The organism is Klebsiella sp. 141251 (assembly GCF_050600725.1).
Lineage (GTDB): Bacteria > Pseudomonadota > Gammaproteobacteria > Enterobacterales > Enterobacteriaceae > Klebsiella > Klebsiella aerogenes.
Window position 1 is genome coordinate 342,681 of sequence record NZ_JAQIRG010000005.1, and the last position, 18,586, is coordinate 361,266.

Genomic DNA, 18,586 nt, shown 5'->3' on the forward strand with positions numbered 1-18,586 from the left:
TATATTAACATTACGCTGTTTATGATGGCAGCGTTGACCAGTCCGAACCAGGCTGTGCTGATGATGCGTTTAAACATCATCTTAAACAATAGGTTAGGCACTTGATGAAGCCGTTTTTCTGGAGCGTTACCCTACACGGAAGACAGAATTAACGTTGTGAATATCGTTGTGCGGTAACCCTAATGTAACAACTCCCGCCAGCTATCTTCACGCCAAAAAAAACGATGCAAAATAATAAAACCGGAGATTCCATGAATAAGAAGGTCTTAGCTCTGTCCGCCGTCATGGCTGGTATGCTTTTCGGCGCCGCAGCGCATGCCGCGGATACCCGTATCGGCGTTACGATCTACAAGTATGACGACAACTTTATGTCCGTCGTGCGTAAAGCTATCGAAAAAGACGGCAAATCTGCGCCGGACGTGAAACTGCTGATGAATGACTCGCAGAACGATCAGTCCAAACAGAACGATCAGATCGACGTGCTGCTGGCGAAAGGGGTGAAGGCGCTGGCGATCAACCTGGTTGACCCGGCGGCGGCGGGTACGGTTATCGATAAAGCGCGCGGGCAAAATGTGCCGGTGGTGTTCTTTAACAAAGAGCCATCGCGCAAGGCGCTGGATAGCTACGATAAAGCCTACTATGTAGGTACCGACTCCAAAGAATCCGGGATTATCCAGGGCGATCTTATCGCCAAACACTGGAAAGCGAACCCTAACTGGGATCTGAATAAAGATGGTCAGATTCAGTTTGTTCTGTTGAAAGGCGAGCCGGGCCACCCGGATGCCGAAGCGCGTACTTCCTACGTTATCAAAGAGCTGAATGAAAAAGGTCTTAAAACTCAGCAACTGGCGTTAGATACCGCCATGTGGGATACCGCGCAAGCGAAAGATAAAATGGACGCCTGGCTCTCCGGCCCGAACGCCAACAAAATCGAAGTGGTGATCGCTAACAACGATGCGATGGCGATGGGCGCGATAGAAGCGCTGAAAGCGCATAACAAGAGCAGCATTCCGGTGTTCGGCGTCGATGCTCTGCCTGAAGCGCTGGCGCTGGTGAAATCCGGCGCGATGGCCGGTACCGTGCTGAACGACGCCAACAACCAGGCGAAAGCGACTTTCGATCTGGCGAAGAACCTGGCTGACGGCAAAGAGCCTGCTGCTGGCACCAACTGGAAAATTGAGAATAAGATTGTCCGCGTACCATACGTAGGCGTCGATAAAGACAACCTCAGCCAGTTTATCGGTAAATAAGTTTTACATGCATTGCGGGCGCGTTCAGCGCGCCCGATTATTCCTGATACCGAAGCCGATTTTGCTGCGATATAACTTATCGTCGCGGATCGGCACGAACGCAGCCAGGTATAACTATGGTCAGCAATAATAGCGTACAGTCGGGCGAATATTTGTTGGAAATGAGCGACATCAACAAATCTTTCCCCGGCGTGAAAGCTCTTGATAATGTCAACCTGAAGGTTCGTCCGCACTCAATCCATGCATTAATGGGGGAGAATGGCGCGGGTAAATCGACATTATTAAAATGCTTATTTGGGATCTATCAAAAAGATTCCGGCAGTATTCTTTTTCAGGGAAAAGAGATCGATTTCCATTCGGCGAAAGAAGCCCTGGAGAACGGTATTTCAATGGTGCACCAGGAGTTAAACCTGGTTCTACAACGTTCGGTCATGGACAACATGTGGCTGGGGCGTTACCCCACCAAAGGTATGTTTGTCGATCAGGATAAAATGTATCGCGATACCAAAGCGATATTTGATGAACTGGATATTGATATTGACCCGCGCGCTCGCGTGGGGACGTTATCGGTATCGCAGATGCAGATGATTGAAATTGCGAAGGCGTTCTCCTATGACGCCAAAATAGTCATTATGGATGAGCCTACCTCATCGCTGACCGAAAAAGAGGTCAATCACCTGTTTAAAATAATCCGCAAGTTGAAAGAGCGTGGCTGCGGCATTGTTTATATCTCCCATAAAATGGAGGAGATATTCCAGCTCTGCGATGAGATTACTATCCTGCGCGATGGTCAGTGGATTGCCACCCAGCCGCTGGAAGGGCTGGATATGGATAAGATCATTGCGATGATGGTTGGCCGTTCGCTGAACCAGCGTTTTCCGGATAAACAAAACAAACCGGGCGAAGTAATCCTTGAAGTTCGTAACCTGACCTCGCTGCGCCAGCCGTCGATTCGTGATGTCTCGTTCGATCTGCATAAGGGCGAAATTCTCGGTATTGCCGGACTGGTAGGCGCGAAGCGTACCGATATCGTTGAAACGCTGTTTGGCATCCGCGAAAAGGCCAGCGGCACTATTACCCTGCATGGTAAAAAAATTAATAACCATAGCGCTAACGAAGCGATTAACCACGGCTTTGCGCTGGTAACCGAAGAGCGTCGTTCGACGGGGATTTATGCTTATCTCGATATTGGTTTTAACTCGCTGATATCAAATATCAAGAAGTATAAAAACAAGGTCGGCCTGTTGGACAATTCACGGATGAAAAGCGATACCCAATGGGTTATCGATTCCATGCGTGTAAAAACGCCAGGTCATCAAACGCAAATCGGTTCGCTTTCCGGCGGGAATCAGCAGAAGGTTATTATCGGCCGTTGGTTATTAACCCAACCGGAAATATTAATGCTTGATGAACCGACCCGCGGAATTGACGTCGGCGCGAAATTTGAAATTTACCAGCTGATTGCCGAACTGGCTAAAAAAGATAAGGGCATCATTATTATCTCTTCTGAAATGCCGGAGCTGCTGGGAATTACCGACCGTATTCTGGTTATGAGCAACGGGCTGGTTGCCGGAATTGTTGAGACCAAAACCACGACGCAAAATGAAATTCTGCGTCTTGCATCATTGCACCTTTGAGATCAGGGGCTTTCCATGAGTGCGTTAAATAAAAAGAGTTTCCTCACTTACCTGAAAGAGGGTGGGATTTACGTTGTACTTTTGGTCTTGCTGGCCATTATTATTTTCCAGGACCCGACCTTCTTAAGTCTGCTGAACTTAAGTAACATCCTGACGCAATCCTCGGTACGTATTATCATCGCTCTCGGCGTCGCCGGGCTGATTGTTACTCAAGGGACCGACCTTTCCGCCGGACGTCAGGTGGGTCTGGCGGCGGTGGTGGCGGCTACCATGCTGCAGGCGGTGGATAACGCCAACAAGGTGTTCCCGGAGATGGCGACCATGCCGATCCCGTTGGTTATTCTGCTGGTTTGCGCAATTGGCGCGGTGATTGGCTTGATTAACGGTATCGTCATTGCCTATCTCAACGTGACGCCGTTTATCACTACCCTGGGGACGATGATTATCGTTTACGGTATCAACTCCCTGTACTACGACTTCGTCGGCGCGTCGCCGATTTCCGGTTTCGACAGCCACTTCTCGCAGTTTGCCCAGGGCTTTGTCGCTTTAGGTTCATTCCGCCTGTCGTACATAACTTTCTACGCGCTAATCGCTATCTTCTTCGTGTGGATCCTGTGGAATAAAACCCGTTTCGGTAAAAACATCTTCGCTATCGGCGGCAACCCGGAAGCCGCGCGTGTCTCCGGCGTTAACGTGGCGCTGAACCTGCTGATGATTTATGCCTTGTCCGGGGTGTTTTACGCCTTCGGCGGGCTGCTGGAAGCCGGACGTATCGGTTCGGCGACCAACAACCTCGGCTTTATGTACGAACTGGATGCGATTGCCGCCTGCGTGGTGGGGGGCGTTTCCTTCAGCGGCGGCGTGGGTACGGTTTTCGGCGTGGTGACCGGGGTTATTATCTTTACCGTCATCAACTATGGTCTGACCTACATCGGCGTCAATCCATACTGGCAGTATATTATTAAGGGGGCGATTATCATCTTCGCCGTGGCGCTGGATTCACTGAAATACGCGCGTAAGAAATAAGATTGAACGCATACAAAACCCGCGCCTGGCGCGGGTTTTTTTATATCTCAAATTGACGAAACGACGCAGGTTATTTTTCTTTCTGTAGCTCCAGCAACTGCTCAGGCGTGACCGCCGGGTAGGATTGCGCATCCTCCGGAACTTCATGCTGCTGCGCCGGGATGGGGATCAGCGGCCCGAGGAAACGCGGTTCGCGTTTGAAGATATAGAGATCCGCCAGCGCGCCAAATCGGGCGCCAAACTCGCGAAGACGCACGGTCCACATATCCTTCGGCGAAGGCACCGCATAGCACTGCGCCTGAATCCCCATATGCAGGGCGATAAACAGCGCGCGCTCGCAGTGGAAGCGCTGGGTGATAATAATAAAATCGTTGGTATCGAACACTTTGCGGGTGCGCACGATCGAATCGAGGGTGCGGAAACCAGCGTAGTCCAGCACGATATCCGCCGGATCGACGCCGGCTTTGATCAGATCCCGGCGCATGGTCATCGGTTCGTTATAGCTTTGCAGGGCGTTGTCACCGCTTAACAGCAGATAATTGACCTTACCGCTATTGTAAGCGTTGAGCGCGCCCTGGATCCGGTAACGATAATACTGATTGATCACGCCGGTGCGATAATATTTGGCAGTACCCAACACCACGCCAACCTGGCGGTAGGGGAGATCCTGCAGCTCATCGTAAATATAGGGCGCGGTTTTCCAGCTCATCCAGCGGTCAAGACCCAGCACGGTCAACAGCAGCAGGCCGAGCAGGACTAACAGGCTGTATAACACACGCTTTAACATGAACTTGACTCAATGGTGGACGAGGGAAGCTTCAGGCTACTTTACCCGCCGGGTAAGCGCAAGAAACCATCGTTTAATTGCGGGGATTTTCAGCAATATGGCAGATTACCGAATCCAGGCCGGATAAGCCAAAGGCGCATCCGGCAATCTGCTCAGGCTATCTGGCTAGTTAACCTAACAGTACGCGGTCGATATTCTGACAGCCCAACGCTTTCAGGGTTGCAACGGTCGCATCCCACTGGATAAGCGCGGCGTCGGCTTTCTCGGCTAACAGCGCGCGCTGGATATCCGGATAGTCGTAACCGTTAAGGCTCAGCAGGTTCAGCGCGCCCTGCAGCGGCGGTAGCGTCGGATTGAACGCCGCGTTTTCCGCGTAGCTGCCGCAGAAAATGGTGCCGTCTTTCAGCTCCAGCGCCACGCCGGAAGGGGAGTTGCTGTACGGCGCATGGCAGCGGTTCGCCGCCTGAATAGCCGCCTGCGTGAGCGCATCGCCGCTGAGGGGGAAGCCGTGATCCTGCTCATCCATCAGCAGAGTTTTAATCTCCAGATCTTTCGGACCAAAGGCGTCTGGCAGATAGTGCTGCAAGGAGTGCGCTTCGCGACCCGGCAGATGAATGCGCAGCGCCAGACCGCTGTTCAGTTCGTTCATAAACTGGCGACAGTGGCCGCAAGGCGTGTAGTTGACGGTAATGGCGCGCAGGGATTTTTCGCCGCGCAGCCAGGCGTGGCTGATGGCGCTCTGTTCCGCGTGGACGGTCTGCTGCATGGTGGCGCCGAGGAATTCCATGTTGCCGCCGAAATACCAGCGACCGCTCACGCCGCGGGCGATAGCGCCAACGTTAAAGTGAGAAAGATCGGCACGGGCGCAGGCGGCGGCAAGCGGCAGTAGCGCAAAGGCCAGCGCGTCTTCATCCAAACCTGTTGCTTGTTGTAGCGTCGCCACCTGATCGGCTTCGAGCAGCGCCGGGAAGTGCGGGTCTGCGAGCATCGGGGCGATGGCCGCCTGCAGGTCTGCCGCCAGATTAGTCAAAGCAGCTTGAAAACGAGAGTGCATAGCGTTGCCTCATAACAATGTAATGGGAAGCTAGTGTACGGGCCCGTACGGGCCCTATATGTGACATAAGTCTCATTGCTTGTGCAACGCTAATTTGTTGCATTTATAAATGTGATGTACATCACACTTATCCAACAACAGCGACGATCACCGGGAACAGAAAAGGCGCGACCAGCGAGGTAATAATTCCGCACAGTACCAGCGCCAGCGAGCTAAATGCCCCTTCCTGGTAGTCCAGTTCGGCGCAACGGGCGGTGCCGAGGGCGTGCGAGGCGGTACCCATCGATAGGCCGCGGGATGCTTTAGTATGAATACGCATGGCGTTAAGCAGCGTATGGCCGAACACCGCGCCGAGGATGCCAACGAAAATGACGCATACGGCGCTAATCGCTGGAATACCGCCAATACTGCCGCTGACCGCCATGGCAATCGGCGTAGTGACGGATTTTGGCATGATGGAAGCGGCGATTTGCGGGGTGGCGCCCATCAGCAGCGCGACGGTGGTACCGGTGATCATCGCCACGCAGCTACCGATAAAGCAGATGGTGATGATGGATTTCCAACGCGCGCGGATCTGGTGCAGTTGTTCATACAGCGGAAAGGCCAGCGCGACCACCGCCGGCTGCAGTAGATCGTTAAGGATTTTGCTGCCGGCAAAATAGCGTTCATAAGAAATGCCGGTGACCAGCAGGAAAGGAATAATGACCACCATGGCGACCAGCAGCGGGTTGAGCAGCGGAAATTTAAACCGCGCCGCCAGCTTGCGGGCAAGGAAAAAGACAATCAGCGTTAACGGGAGCGACCACCACATTTCATGGATCATTTTTTACTTCCTTTTTGCCCGATGATTTTGCGTTCACCGTGGACCAGATGCGAGCTCCAGCTCACTACCAAAAAGACTAATAAGGTACTGACGGCGCAGGAGACCGCCACCGGCCCCAGCTGCGCGCGCAGCAAATCCCAGTACTGCATTACGCCGACGCCGATAGGCACGAACAGCAGCGCCATGTAGCGAATCAGGATGTTACAGCCGGGGTTGACCCACTGCGGCGGCATAATTTGCAGCGCCAGCAGCACGAACAAAATCAGCATGCCGATAATGCTGCCGGGAATTGTGATGGGCAGTAGCCCGGCGATAAAAATGCCCGCATACAAGCAGGCGTAAATCAGGACGAAAGCTCGCGCGTACTGCCAGATAATATTCAGCGACTTACTCATGGTAATAACCCTTGATGAACTGCCATTCATCATACAATTAAACCCTGAAATGTGCTACCGATCACATCATGAATTCTACGCATCGTCAGCATAGAAAATGGGAACAGCGGCCTTATTCTGCGAGGTAGTGCAGAAAACGAGTGAGCGCCAGCGATGGCACTTCGCTTTTGCGCCAGAACACCCCAACGCTACCTTTTTGTTCAATACGCGGCAAATTCAGAATCGCCAGTTGCCCATGTTCGGCGTAATGCTGCGCCAGCCGCAAAGAAAGAATAGAGATCATATCGCTGCTTTGCAGCAAATTGCTGGTGACATTCATCGAGGCCGACTCGATAGTATTCTCCGGCAGCATGACGCCGTTATCGACCAGCGCGTTATCAATACTCTGACGAATGGGCGTGCCGGTAGGCCAGACGATCCAGCGCCAGGCGGCAAGATCCGCCCAGCTCAGATGGGACCTGCTGGCCAGCGGATGATCGGGACGGGCGACGAAGCATACCGGTTCGGTATAGAGCACACGGTAGTTGAGCGGCAGTTCCAGCGCGCGCCCCCCAACACGTCCGACGACCACATCGACCACGCCGGAGAGCAGGTCGTGCAGCAGTGGCGTCATCACTTTTTCTTCGATATTCAGATGCAGGGTCGGCATCTCTTTAAGCAGGGCGAGGATCGCCTGCGCCACGCAGTCTGTCGCCACCGGCGAGCAGCCGATCATCAGGCTGCCGACCAGCCCGCCTTGTTTAAAGCGCTCGATCTCGTACTGCGAGCGCGACATGTCGTTGATTAGCCGCTGGGCGTGCTGAAGCAGCAGTTTGCCACCTTCCGAAGGGCGCAGGCCCTTACTGTGGCGCTCAAAGAGCGGCATGCCGACTTCTTCTTCAAATTGCGTCAGCCACTTAGAGAGTGCGGGCTGGGTAATATTCATCATTTTCGCGACCTGCGTGAGATTGCCTTGCTCACCCAGCGCCACCAGCATTTTCAAATGCTGCAGCTTCAACTTTTGCGTCCAGTTCGCCATCAGCCGATAACCTCCAGGTTATGTCTATGCCCGAAAAGCCATTGTACATTTCATCGCCATGGTTACAAAATCGCAACATAAAAGAAATAAATACAACATCTACCCTGACCTGCACTGAGGCATCATTATGGCTCAACGACGTGAACTACAGACGTTACTCAACGCAGCGCCGGTTGGCGCCCTGCAGTGGCGTGTGATTATTTGCTGTTTTCTGGTGGTGATGCTTGATGGTTTTGACACCGCCGCCATTGGTTTTATCGCCCCCGATATCCGCGTTCACTGGCAACTGAGCGCCAGCGAACTCGCGCCGCTGTTTGGCGCCGGACTATTGGGATTGACCGCCGGGGCGCTGCTCTGCGGCCCGCTTTCTGACCGCTTTGGCCGAAAACGGGTGATTGAGTTCTGTGTCGCGTTGTTTGGCTTATTTAGCCTGCTCTCCGCGTTCTCGACGAATCTTGACATGCTGGTGATCCTGCGTTTTCTCACCGGTCTGGGATTGGGCGGGGCGATGCCCAACACGATTACCATGACTTCGGAATATCTGCCGGCTCGCCGCCGCGGGGCGTTAGTAACCTTGATGTTCTGCGGCTTCACGCTGGGTTCGGCGCTGGGCGGCGTGGTGAGCGCCCAACTGGTGGCGCATATCGGCTGGCACGGCATTCTGGCCTTAGGCGGCATCCTGCCGCTGCTGCTGGCCGTCGCGCTGCTGTGGGCGCTGCCGGAATCGCCGCGCTGGCAGGTTCGCCGCGGACTGCCGCAGGCGACCATCGCCAAAACCGTCAGCGCCATCACCGGCGAGCGCTATTCCGAAACCCATTTCTGGCTGGATGAACCGGCGGCCGGGCCGAAAGGCAGCATTAGCCAGCTGTTTGTCGGCCGCCAGTTGACAATCACCTTGATGCTCTGGGTGGTGTTCTTTATGAGCCTGCTGATTATCTATTTGCTCTCCAGCTGGATGCCGACGCTGCTTAACCATCGTGGTATCGATTTGCAGCACGCTTCGTGGGTGACCGCCGCGTTTCAGGTGGGCGGCACGCTCGGCGCACTGTTGCTCGGTATCCTGATGGACCGTTTCAATCCCTTCCTTGTGCTGGCGCTGAGTTACTGCCTGGGCGCGTTGTGCATAGTGATGATCGGTTTAAGCGAAAACGGTTTGTGGCTGATGGCGCTGGCGATTTTCGGCACCGGAATCGGCGTGAGTGGTTCGCAGGTAGGCCTGAATGCGCTGACTGCCACGCTTTATCCTACTCAGAGCCGCGCGACCGGTGTCAGCTGGTCCAACGCCGTCGGCCGCTGCGGCGCCATCGTTGGTTCGCTCTCCGGCGGCATGATGATGGCGATGAATCTCTCTTTCGACACGCTGTTTTACGTTATAGCGGTACCGGCGGCGATCGGCGCGGTGATGCTCATCCTGCTGATGCTGGCGGTTCGCCGCCCTGGAACTGTACCCGACGCGCTGCCCTCTGCCGGTATCGCGAATAAATGAGGAGAATAATAATGACGCCATCTACTCCGCAATCGAACCGCAATCGTCAGCAATTCTATCAGCATATCGCTGGACAGAATCTGACGCCGCTGTGGGAATCGTTGCACCATCTGGTGCCGCAAACGCCGAATGCCAACTGCGCCCCGGCGTACTGGAACTATCAGGAAATTCGCCCGCTGCTGCTGGAAAGCGGGCAGTTAATCGGCGCTAAAGAGGCGGTACGTCGGGTACTGGTGCTGGAGAACCCGCAGCTGCGCGGCCAGTCGTCCATTACCGCGTCGCTGTATGCCGGCCTGCAGCTCATCATGCCGGGCGAGGTGGCGCCGAGCCACCGTCACAATCAGTCGGCGCTGCGCTTTATCGTGGAAGGCCACGGCGCGTTTACCGCCGTCGACGGCGAGCGCACGCCAATGCGCCCCGGCGATTTTATTCTGACTCCGCAGTGGCGCTGGCACGATCACGGCAATCCTGGCGATGAACCGGTGGTCTGGCTCGATGGTCTCGATTTACCGCTGGTCAACTATCTCGGCTGCGGTTTTGCTGAAGATTATCCGCAGGAGCAGCAGCCGGTGACGCGTAAAGAGGGCGACTACCTGCCGCGCTACGCTGCCAACATGTTGCCGCTGCGCCATCAGGTGGGAAATTCCTCGCCGATCTTTAACTACCGCTACGACCGTAGCCGCGAGGCGCTGCATGACCTGACCCATCTTGGCGAGGCCGACGAATGGGACGGCTACAAGATGCGCTACGTCAACCCGGTCACAGGTGGCTATCCGATGCCCTCGATGGGCGCTTTCCTGCAACTGTTGCCGAAAGGGTTCCTGTCGCGGGTGGCGAAAACCACCGACAGCACCATCTACCACGTAGTGGAAGGTAGCGGCCAGGTGACGATTGGCGAACAAACCTTCGCATTCCAGCCGAAAGACATCTTCGTGGCGCCAACCTGGCACGGCGTATCGTTCAACGCCTGCGAAGAGTGCGTGTTATTTAGCTTCTCGGACCGTCCGGTACAGGAGGCCTTAGGCCTGTTCCGCGAAGCGCGTTATTAATAAGAAGGAAAACCATCATGACTCAATACGTTTTTGCTCCCCAGGCGCCGATTAGTCTCCCCGTTGTTGGCAGCGATGAGCAGTTCCCGGTGCGCCGCGTGTACTGCGTAGGCCGTAACTATGCCGCCCACGCCCGTGAAATGGGCTTCGATCCGGATCGCGAACCGCCGTTCTTCTTTTGCAAACCGGCGGATGCGGTTGTGCCGGTGGCGGCTGGCGAAACGCTGGATCTGCCGTATCCGGCGCAGACCGACAACTATCACTACGAGATTGAGCTGGTGGTCGCTATCGGCAAGGCGGGACGCGACATCCCGCTGGAGCAGGCGCAGGAATATATCTGGGGCTATGCCACCGGACTCGATATGACCCGCCGCGACCGCCAGATGGAGATGCGCCAGATGGGGCGCCCGTGGGAAATAGGTAAAGCATTCGATCTTTCCGCTCCTGTCGCGCCGCTGCATAAAGCCGCTGAGGCGCGCGAGGTGAATCAAGCCGGGATCTGGCTGCAGGTGAATGGTGAAGATCATCAGCGTAGCGATATACGCCACCTCATCTGGTCAGTAAATGAAACCATCAGCTATCTGTCGGGCTTTTTTGAACTGCAGCCCGGCGATCTGATTTTCACCGGCACGCCGGAAGGCGTCGGCGCGGTGGTGAAGGGCGATGTGATTACCGGCAACGTAGACGGACTGACGCCTATCGCCGTTCGCGTGGTGTGAGGTGAACAATGAAGCTGTACAGTTTTTTTAATAGCTCTGCCTCATACCGGGTGCGCATCGCACTGGCCCTCAAGGGCATCGATTATCAGAGCGTGGGGGTGAATATCCGCATCGGGGCGCAGAATGCGCTGGACTACCGGCGGCTCAATCCGGCGGGGCTGGTGCCGACGCTTATCACCGATGACGGTGAATCGCTGAGCCAGTCGCTGGCGATAGTTGACTGGCTTGACCGCCACTACCCACAGATGCCGCTGCTGCCGCAGGAGGATCCGGCGCGGATGCGGGTGCTGGAGATGGTCTACGCCATCGCCTGCGATATTCATCCGATTAATAACATGCGGGTTTTACGCTACCTTAGCGACGAGCTGAAGGTCAGCGAAGCGGACAAAAAACGCTGGTATGCCCACTGGATCCAGCAAGGGTTGAGTGCGCTGGAGCAACTGCTGCGACAATCGAAATCCGGCGCTTTCTGCGTCGGCGATAGACCAACGCTCGCCGACTGTTGCCTGGTGCCGCAGTGGGCCAACGCGCAGCGAATGGGGTGCGATCTGAGCCATTATCCGCGCTGCCAGGCGGTTTACGACGCCTGTACCCGGCTACCGGCGTTTATTGCCGCCGCGCCGGAAAATCAACAAGACAAAATTCCGGCCTAGGGAGGAAGGAAAATGGCGAAAGTGACGCGAGCAATTATCGTCGGCGGCGGCATTGGCGGCGCGGCGACGGCGCTCTCTCTGGCGCGCCAGGGAATCAAAGTAATGCTGCTGGAAAAGGCGCATGAAATCGGTGAAATCGGCGCCGGTATTCAACTGGGGCCGAATGCGTTTTCAGCGCTGGATAGCCTCGGCGTCGGCGAAGTGGCGCGCCAGCGCGCGGTGTTTACCGACCATATCACGATGATGGATGCGGTGAATGGGGAAGAGGTGGTGCGTATCGAGACCGGCCAGGCCTTCCGTGACCATTTCGGCGGCCCGTATGCGGTGATCCATCGGGTGGACATTCACGCCACCGTCTGGGAAGCCGCGCTGACCCATCCCGGCGTGGAATACCGGACTTCAACTCAGGTGGTGGATATCCGCCAGACCGCCGATGACGTGACGGTCTTTGATGACAAAGGCAATAGCTGGACTGCCGATATTCTGCTGGGCTGCGACGGCGTGAAGTCAGTGGTGCGCCAGAGTCTGCTCGGCGATGCGCCGCGGGTCACCGGCCACGTGGTGTACCGCGCGGTGATCGAGGCGGCCGACATGCCGGAAGACCTGCGGATTAACGCGCCGGTGCTGTGGGCCGGGCCGCATTGTCATCTGGTGCATTATCCGCTGCGCGGCGGCAAACAGTACAACCTGGTGGTCACTTTCCATAGCCGCGAAAGCGAAGAGTGGGGCGTGCGCGACGGAAGCAAAGAAGAGGTGCTTTCTTACTTTAAAGGGATTCATCCCCGCCCGCGGCAAATGCTCGACAAACCAACGTCCTGGCGCCGCTGGTCTACCGCCGACCGCGAGCCGGTTGCAAAGTGGGGCAACGATCGCATTACCCTGGTCGGCGATGCCGCCCACCCGGTAGCGCAGTATATGGCGCAGGGCGCCTGCATGGCGCTGGAGGATGCGGTAACGATAGGTAAAGCGCTGCAGCAGTGCGACGGCGACGCCGCTCGCGCCTTCGCGCTGTACGAGTCGGTGCGTATTCCGCGTACCGCGCGAATTGTCTGGTCAACCCGTGAAATGGGGCGGATTTATCACGCGGCGGGGGTCGAACGGCAGGTACGTAATCTTCTATGGAAGGGCAAAACGCAGGATGAATTTTACCGCGGTATCGAGTGGCTTTACGGCTGGAAAGAGGATAACTGCCTCGCACCACGCTAAGGTCTGATATTGAGATCTTTAAACCGACGCACAGAGGCGCTACCATAGCGCCTCTTTTTTTTCCGGGTAACGATATGCGTGTATTACTGGCGCCAATGGAAGGCGTGCTCGATTCGCTGGTGCGCGAGCTGCTGACCGAGGTTAATGATTACGATCTGTGCATCACCGAATTTCTGCGCGTGGTGGATCAACTGCTGCCGGTAAAATCGTTCTACAGACTGTGCCCGGAACTGCACCATCAAAGTCGCACTCCGTCCGGCACCCGCGTGCGCGTGCAATTGTTGGGGCAATACCCGCAATGGCTGGCGGAAAACGCCGCCCGCGCGGTGGAGCTTGGCTCTTGGGGCGTGGATTTAAACTGCGGTTGTCCATCGAAGCTGGTGAACGGCAGCGGCGGTGGCGCAACGTTACTGAAAGATCCCGAGCTTATCTATCGCGGGGCGAAAGCCATGCGCGAAGCGGTTCCCGATCACCTGCCGGTGACGGTGAAAGTTCGCCTCGGCTGGGACAGCGGCGAACGGCGCTTCGAAATCGCCGACGCGGTACAGCAGGCGGGCGCCAGCGAGCTGGTGGTGCATGGCCGCACCAAAGAGGATGGTTACAAAGCTGAACGCATCAACTGGCAGGCCATCGGCGAAATCCGCCAGCGCCTGACTATTCCGGTGGTTGCTAACGGCGAAATCTGGGACTGGCAAAGCGCGCAGGAGTGCATGGCCGCTACCGGCTGTGATTCGGTGATGATTGGCCGCGGCGCGCTCAACGTGCCGAATCTCAGCCGGGTAATCAAATACAATGAACCGCGCATGCCGTGGCCGCAGGTGGTTGAGTTACTCAAAAAATATACCCAGCTGGAAAAGCAGGGGGATACCGGTTTATATCACGTAGCGCGCATTAAGCAGTGGCTGGGCTATTTACGCAAAGAATACACGGAAGCGCTTGGCCTCTTTAATGAAATTCGCACCTTGCAAACCTCAGCTGAGATAGCGAAAGCGATTGCACGTTATTAGATAAGGCGGTGTTATTCCGTACGCACTTTATTAATTAGCACTTATTCCTGCACGATACGACGCGAGCTGTATCACGTTTTTATTCCCTCGCGCTTGAGTCGTCACAAGAAGTTGATACAGTGCAATAGTTGGATTGCTACTGCTTCGGCAGGCGAAACCTGATTACCTGGCATTTGTCGGGGGTCAGGTTTTTTTGTTTCTGGGGTTCATATGCTAATCGCCAAAGTACTTAATAATAACGTGGTGGTAGTGGTCAACGAGCAGCAGCGCGAACAGGTGGTGATGGGGCGAGGGCTGGCCTTTCAAAAGCGCGTGGGCGACTCGTTGGACGAAAGTAAAATTGAAAAAGTCTTCGCCTTACAAAGCGATGAACTGGTTGGCCGCTTAGGCGAATTACTCAGTCAGATACCGTTAGAAGTAATGACCACCTGCGATCGTATCATCGAGCTGGCCCGCGGGCGGTTGGGAAAGTTACAGGAAAGTTTGTACATCACCTTAACTGACCACTGTCACTTTGCCATTGAGCGGCAGAAAAACGGCGTCGCGATTCGCAACGTGCTGTTGTGGGAGATTAAACGGTTGTATCCGAAGGAGTTTGAACTGGGTCAGGAGGCGAGGGCCATCATCGCCCGCCGGCTGGGCGTCGAGCTTGCCGAGGATGAAGCCGGGTTTATCGCTTTGCATCTGGTGACGGCGCAGCTCAACAGCGAAATGCCGGAAGTGATGCACGTAACGCGGGTGATGCAGGAGATCCTGCAACTGGTGAAGTACCAGCTGCAGCTTAACTACGATGAAGAGTCGCTCAGCTACCAGCGCTTTGTGACCCATCTGAAGTTTTTCGCCCAGCGCATGTTAACGCGAACGGTAGTGCAGGATGACGACGTTACGCTGCACAGTGCGGTGAAAGATAACTACGCCAAAGCGTGGAAGTGCGCGGAAACGGTGGCGAAGCACCTGCAAAAGAATTATCAACGGGCGCTGACCACCGAAGAGATTATGTTTCTTGCCATTCATATCGAGCGGGTAAGAAAAGAGGGGCGTTAATCCCCCCACAAAACTGGATTGTTACTGCATGATGCAGGCAAAACCTGAGCGCGACGCCAACCGGCGTGGTTCTCGGGTTTTTTTATTTTTACTACTCAGTCGCCGGTTGTCTGTGGGCAGCGGCAGTAAGGAAAAGAGCATGGAATATAAAGCACTCGCGCAGGATATTCTTCACCGCGTCGGCGGCAAAGAGAATATTGTGAGTCTGGTTCACTGCGCGACACGTCTGCGTTTCAAATTGAAAGATAACGCGAAGGCCGATGCCGAAGGGCTGAAGGCGAACCCTGGTGTGATCATGGTAGTCGAAAGCGGCGGCCAGTTTCAGGTGGTCATCGGTAACCATGTCCACGATGTCTGGCTGGCAGTGCGCCAGCAGGCGGGGTTAAGTGACGACAGCGAACCGGTGCCGCAGGAGAAAGCGGCGAAAAGCTCGGTATTAAGTCAGCTGATCGACATCATCTCCGGCATCTTTACCCCTTTTATTGGCGTGATGGCGGCGACGGGTCTGCTGAAAGGACTACTGGCGCTGGCGCTAACCTGCGGATGGCTCACGCCGCAGCAGGGGACCTATAAAATCTGGTTTGCCGCCAGCGACGCGCTGTTCTTTTTCTTCCCGCTGTTTCTTGGCTACACCGCCGGCAAAAAGTTTGGCGGCAACCCGTTTATCTCAATGGTGATCGGCGGCGCGTTAACCCACCCGCTAATGATGCAGGCCTTTGAAGCCAGTCAGACGGGGGCGCCCGTGGAGCATTTTCTCGGTATACCGGTGACCTATATCAATTATAGCTCCTCGGTGATCCCGATTATTCTTGCCTCCTGGGTCTGCTGCTGGCTCGAACGGAAGAGTAACGCGGTGCTGCCGTCGGCGATGAAGAACTTTTTTACCCCGGCAATCTGCCTTGCGGTGGTAGTGCCGCTGACCTTTCTGGTGATTGGCCCGCTGGCGACCTGGCTGAGCCATATGATTGCCAATGGCTATCAGGTTATCTACGTTTTTGCCCCATGGCTGGCAGGCGCAGTGCTGGGCGCGCTATGGCAAGTATGCGTTATCTTCGGCCTGCACTGGGGGTTGATACCGTTGATGATCAATAACATGACCGTGTTGGGGCATGATTCTATGCTGCCGATCATTCTGCCGGCGGTGATAGCCCAGGTGGGCGCCGTGCTGGGGATACTGCTGGCCACGCGCGATTCGTGTCAGCGGATGCTGGCCGGTTCCGCGTTTTCCGCCGGGCTGTTTGGCATCACTGAGCCTGCCATTTATGGCCTGACGCTGCCGTTACGTCGCCCGTTTATCTTCGGATGTATCGCCGGCGCGATTGGCGGCGCGATTACCGCCTTCAGTAATAGCTACGCCTACTCCTTTGGGGTGCCGAACATTTTCTTTCCGGCGCAGATGATACCGCCCGGCGGCATTGATTTTAGCGTGTGGGGCGGTCTCATTGGCACCGGCGTGGCTTTCATTCTCGCCTGCGTATTGACCTTCTTCGCCGGCTTGCCGCGCAGCCAGGCAGAACAGGCGGTCGTCGTCGCGCCTGCGGCGGAAAACGATATTCTGGCGCCGATGTCCGGCAGCGTACTGGCCCTCGATCAGGTGCCGGATAGCACCTTCGCCAGCGGCCTGCTGGGCAAAGGCGTAGCCATTATTCCGGCGGTGGGCAAGGTCATTGCCCCGTTTTCTGGCGAGGTCGCCTCACTGTTTCAGACTAAACACGCCATCGGCCTGCTGAGCGACAGCGGCATTGAACTATTGATCCACGTCGGCATTGATACCGTCAAACTCGACGGCGTACCGTTTACCGCCCATGTCAAAGAGGGGGACAAAGTTCAGGCCGGCGATCTGCTGCTGGAGTTCGATCGTCAGGCCATTCTGGACGCCGGTTACGACCTGGCGACCCCGATTATTATCAGCAACAGCGATGATTACCGTAGCGTTGAGATTGTGTCCGCGAGCGTCGTGGATGCCGGCCAGCCGCTGTTGTCCGTTAGCCATTAATCACAGGAGAGAGCGATGAAAACATTCCCGCAGGGCTTTTTATGGGGCGGCGCCACCGCGGCAAATCAGGTCGAAGGCGCATATCTGGAAGATGGCAAAGGTTTATCCACCTCCGACGTGCAGCCGCAGGGGGTATTCGGCGACGTCGTGGAGCGCGTCGCCGGCGACAGCGGTATTAAAGATGTGGCGATCGATTTTTACCATCGTTACCCGCAGGATATCGCGCTGTTTGCTGAGATGGGCTTCAACTGTCTGCGGGTCTCGATCGCCTGGACGCGTATCTTCCCGAACGGCGATGACGCCGAGCCGAATGAAGCCGGGCTGGCCTTCTACGACAAGCTGTTTGCCGAGATGGCCGCGCACAACATCACTCCGCTGGTGACGCTATCGCACTACGAGATGCCGTGGGCGCTGGTGAAAAACTATGGCGGCTGGGGCAGCCGCGAGGTGATTGGCTTTTTCGAGCGCTACGCCCGGACGGTATTCAGTCGCTATAAAAATCAGGTCAAGCTGTGGCTCACTTTTAACGAAATTAATATGTCGCTGCATGCGCCAATGACCGGCGTCGGCCTGCCGGCCGGTAGCAGTAAAGGCGAAGTCTATCAGGCTATCCACCACCAGCTGGTGGCCAGCGCGCTGGCGGTCAAAGCCTGTCATGAACTGGTACCGCAAGGGAAAATTGGCAATATGCTGCTCGGCGGGTTGATGTATCCGCTGAGCTGCAAGCCGGAAGATGTCTTTGAAACGCTGCAGCAAAACCGCAGCTGGCAGTTCTTCGGCGATGTGCAGTGCCGTGGCGCCTATCCGGGCTACATGCAGCGCTATTTCCGCGAAAACGATATTACGCTGACCATCACCGACGACGACCGGGAAGCGCTGCAAGAGACCGTCGATTTTATCTCCTTTAGCTACTATATGACCGGCTGCGTCACCGCCGATGAAGCGCTGAACCAGCAGGCGCGCGGCAACATTCTCAGCATGGTGCCGAACCCGCATCTGGCAAGCTCGGAGTGGGGCTGGCAGATAGACCCGCTGGGGCTGCGTACGCTGTTGAACGTACTGTGGGACCGCTATCAGAAGCCGTTGTTTATCGTTGAAAATGGTCTGGGGGCGAAGGATAAAATCGAGGCCGACGGCAGCATCAACGATGACTATCGCATCAGCTATCTCAACGATCATCTGGTGCAAGCGCGCGAAGCCATTGATGACGGCGTTGAACTGATGGGCTTTACCAGCTGGGGGCCAATCGATCTGGTTAGCGCGTCGAAGGCCGAGATGTCAAAGCGCTACGGTTTTATCTATGTCGATCGTGACGATCGCGGGCAGGGGACGCTCGAACGGCGTAAGAAGAAAAGCTTCGCCTGGTATCAGGCGGTGATTGCCAGCAACGGCGGTAGTCTGCAGGAATAAGCTGTTCGGCGGCCCGGTTTTTCCGG

17 protein-coding genes are annotated in these 18,586 nt (G+C 55.9%); 12 read left to right on the forward strand and 5 right to left on the reverse strand.

Going from position 1 to position 18,586, the window contains the following annotated elements:
- The first annotated feature begins 251 nt into the window (after positions 1–251).
- The 3 genes from mglB to mglC all read left to right on the forward strand — a co-directional run bounded on the left by mglB (position 252) and on the right by mglC (position 3,913).
- A complete protein-coding gene (gene mglB, locus PGR09_RS14130; RefSeq protein ID WP_430916245.1) occupies positions 252–1,250 on the forward strand; it encodes a galactose/glucose ABC transporter substrate-binding protein MglB in 999 nt (332 codons plus the stop codon).
- Positions 1,251–1,366: 116 nt separating this feature from the next.
- Positions 1,367–2,887, forward strand: coding sequence for a galactose/methyl galactoside ABC transporter ATP-binding protein MglA (gene mglA, locus PGR09_RS14135; RefSeq protein WP_015365712.1), 1,521 nt, complete (start codon positions 1,367–1,369; stop codon positions 2,885–2,887).
- A 15-nt stretch (positions 2,888–2,902) separates the two neighbouring features.
- Positions 2,903–3,913, forward strand: a complete 1,011-nt coding sequence (mglC, locus tag PGR09_RS14140; protein ID WP_015365713.1) for a galactose/methyl galactoside ABC transporter permease MglC — start codon at positions 2,903–2,905, stop codon at positions 3,911–3,913.
- A 70-nt stretch (positions 3,914–3,983) separates the two neighbouring features.
- Here mglC and sanA read toward each other — a convergent pair whose 3' ends face one another.
- The 5 genes from sanA to PGR09_RS14165 form a co-directional block, all read right to left on the reverse strand.
- The gene (gene sanA / locus PGR09_RS14145; protein WP_015365714.1) at positions 3,984–4,700 is read right to left on the reverse strand and encodes an outer membrane permeability protein SanA; all 717 of its coding nucleotides are present in this window, start codon (positions 4,698–4,700) and stop codon (positions 3,984–3,986) included.
- 169 nt (positions 4,701–4,869) lie between these two features.
- Positions 4,870–5,754, reverse strand: a complete 885-nt coding sequence (gene cdd / locus PGR09_RS14150; protein ID WP_045391286.1) for a cytidine deaminase — start codon at positions 5,752–5,754, stop codon at positions 4,870–4,872.
- Positions 5,755–5,881: 127 nt separating this feature from the next.
- Complete coding sequence (locus PGR09_RS14155) at positions 5,882–6,577, reverse strand: CidB/LrgB family autolysis modulator (RefSeq protein WP_015365717.1); 696 nt, start codon at positions 6,575–6,577, stop codon at positions 5,882–5,884.
- Positions 6,574–6,972 carry a CidA/LrgA family protein gene (locus PGR09_RS14160; RefSeq protein ID WP_045376759.1) on the reverse strand — a complete coding sequence of 133 codons (399 nt, stop codon included), beginning with the start codon at positions 6,970–6,972 and terminating at the stop codon, positions 6,574–6,576. Before PGR09_RS14160 ends, PGR09_RS14155 begins: the two co-directional genes overlap by 4 nt.
- Before the next feature lie 112 nt (positions 6,973–7,084).
- Positions 7,085–7,990, reverse strand: a complete 906-nt coding sequence (locus PGR09_RS14165) for a LysR substrate-binding domain-containing protein (RefSeq protein WP_045391285.1) — start codon at positions 7,988–7,990, stop codon at positions 7,085–7,087.
- A gap of 127 nt (positions 7,991–8,117) precedes the next feature.
- Between PGR09_RS14165 and mhbT the strand changes: the two genes are divergently transcribed.
- From mhbT to PGR09_RS14210, 9 genes are all read left to right on the forward strand, one after another.
- Positions 8,118–9,476, forward strand: a complete 1,359-nt coding sequence (mhbT, locus tag PGR09_RS14170) for a 3-hydroxybenzoate transporter MhbT (protein ID WP_430916246.1) — start codon at positions 8,118–8,120, stop codon at positions 9,474–9,476.
- A gap of 11 nt (positions 9,477–9,487) precedes the next feature.
- Positions 9,488–10,525: a gentisate 1,2-dioxygenase gene (gene gtdA, locus PGR09_RS14175; protein ID WP_430916247.1), complete on the forward strand. Its 1,038-nt coding sequence runs from the start codon at positions 9,488–9,490 to the stop codon at positions 10,523–10,525.
- A gap of 17 nt (positions 10,526–10,542) precedes the next feature.
- The gene (locus PGR09_RS14180) at positions 10,543–11,244 is read left to right on the forward strand and encodes a fumarylacetoacetate hydrolase family protein (protein WP_047044903.1); all 702 of its coding nucleotides are present in this window, start codon (positions 10,543–10,545) and stop codon (positions 11,242–11,244) included.
- An 8-nt stretch (positions 11,245–11,252) separates the two neighbouring features.
- Complete coding sequence (maiA, locus tag PGR09_RS14185; protein WP_271031702.1) at positions 11,253–11,897, forward strand: maleylacetoacetate isomerase; 645 nt, start codon at positions 11,253–11,255, stop codon at positions 11,895–11,897.
- 12 nt (positions 11,898–11,909) lie between these two features.
- On the forward strand, positions 11,910–13,103 hold the full coding sequence (locus PGR09_RS14190) for a 3-hydroxybenzoate 6-monooxygenase (RefSeq protein WP_047066113.1): 1,194 nt from the start codon (positions 11,910–11,912) through the stop codon (positions 13,101–13,103).
- 74 nt (positions 13,104–13,177) lie between these two features.
- Entirely contained in the window at positions 13,178–14,110 is a 933-nt protein-coding gene (gene dusC, locus PGR09_RS14195; protein WP_045391272.1) for a tRNA dihydrouridine(16) synthase DusC, read from the forward strand.
- A gap of 210 nt (positions 14,111–14,320) precedes the next feature.
- Positions 14,321–15,154: a transcriptional antiterminator BglG gene (gene bglG / locus PGR09_RS14200; RefSeq protein WP_032712035.1), complete on the forward strand. Its 834-nt coding sequence runs from the start codon at positions 14,321–14,323 to the stop codon at positions 15,152–15,154.
- A 28-nt stretch (positions 15,155–15,182) separates the two neighbouring features.
- On the forward strand, positions 15,183–17,150 hold the full coding sequence (gene bglF, locus PGR09_RS14205) for a PTS beta-glucoside transporter subunit IIABC (protein ID WP_430916248.1): 1,968 nt from the start codon (positions 15,183–15,185) through the stop codon (positions 17,148–17,150).
- A gap of 15 nt (positions 17,151–17,165) precedes the next feature.
- Positions 17,166–18,560: a glycoside hydrolase family 1 protein gene (locus tag PGR09_RS14210; protein WP_430916249.1), complete on the forward strand. Its 1,395-nt coding sequence runs from the start codon at positions 17,166–17,168 to the stop codon at positions 18,558–18,560.
- Positions 18,561–18,586: the final 26 nt, after the last annotated feature.

What these genes read in the sequence shown, in the direction of transcription:
- mglB (WP_430916245.1), top strand. Translation starts at nt 252, where the DNA reads ATGAATAAGAAGGTCTTAGCTCTGTCCGCCGTCATGGCTGGTATGCTT.
- mglA (WP_015365712.1), top strand. Translation starts at nt 1,367, where the DNA reads ATGGTCAGCAATAATAGCGTACAGTCGGGCGAATATTTGTTGGAAATG.
- mglC (WP_015365713.1), top strand. Translation starts at nt 2,903, where the DNA reads ATGAGTGCGTTAAATAAAAAGAGTTTCCTCACTTACCTGAAAGAGGGT.
- sanA (WP_015365714.1), bottom strand. Translation starts at nt 4,700, where the DNA reads ATGTTAAAGCGTGTGTTATACAGCCTGTTAGTCCTGCTCGGCCTGCTG.
- cdd (WP_045391286.1), bottom strand. Translation starts at nt 5,754, where the DNA reads ATGCACTCTCGTTTTCAAGCTGCTTTGACTAATCTGGCGGCAGACCTG.
- PGR09_RS14155 (WP_015365717.1), bottom strand. Translation starts at nt 6,577, where the DNA reads ATGATCCATGAAATGTGGTGGTCGCTCCCGTTAACGCTGATTGTCTTT.
- PGR09_RS14160 (WP_045376759.1), bottom strand. Translation starts at nt 6,972, where the DNA reads ATGAGTAAGTCGCTGAATATTATCTGGCAGTACGCGCGAGCTTTCGTC.
- PGR09_RS14165 (WP_045391285.1), bottom strand. Translation starts at nt 7,990, where the DNA reads ATGGCGAACTGGACGCAAAAGTTGAAGCTGCAGCATTTGAAAATGCTG.
- mhbT (WP_430916246.1), top strand. Translation starts at nt 8,118, where the DNA reads ATGGCTCAACGACGTGAACTACAGACGTTACTCAACGCAGCGCCGGTT.
- gtdA (WP_430916247.1), top strand. Translation starts at nt 9,488, where the DNA reads ATGACGCCATCTACTCCGCAATCGAACCGCAATCGTCAGCAATTCTAT.
- PGR09_RS14180 (WP_047044903.1), top strand. Translation starts at nt 10,543, where the DNA reads ATGACTCAATACGTTTTTGCTCCCCAGGCGCCGATTAGTCTCCCCGTT.
- maiA (WP_271031702.1), top strand. Translation starts at nt 11,253, where the DNA reads ATGAAGCTGTACAGTTTTTTTAATAGCTCTGCCTCATACCGGGTGCGC.
- PGR09_RS14190 (WP_047066113.1), top strand. Translation starts at nt 11,910, where the DNA reads ATGGCGAAAGTGACGCGAGCAATTATCGTCGGCGGCGGCATTGGCGGC.
- dusC (WP_045391272.1), top strand. Translation starts at nt 13,178, where the DNA reads ATGCGTGTATTACTGGCGCCAATGGAAGGCGTGCTCGATTCGCTGGTG.
- bglG (WP_032712035.1), top strand. Translation starts at nt 14,321, where the DNA reads ATGCTAATCGCCAAAGTACTTAATAATAACGTGGTGGTAGTGGTCAAC.
- bglF (WP_430916248.1), top strand. Translation starts at nt 15,183, where the DNA reads ATGATGCAGGCAAAACCTGAGCGCGACGCCAACCGGCGTGGTTCTCGG.
- PGR09_RS14210 (WP_430916249.1), top strand. Translation starts at nt 17,166, where the DNA reads ATGAAAACATTCCCGCAGGGCTTTTTATGGGGCGGCGCCACCGCGGCA.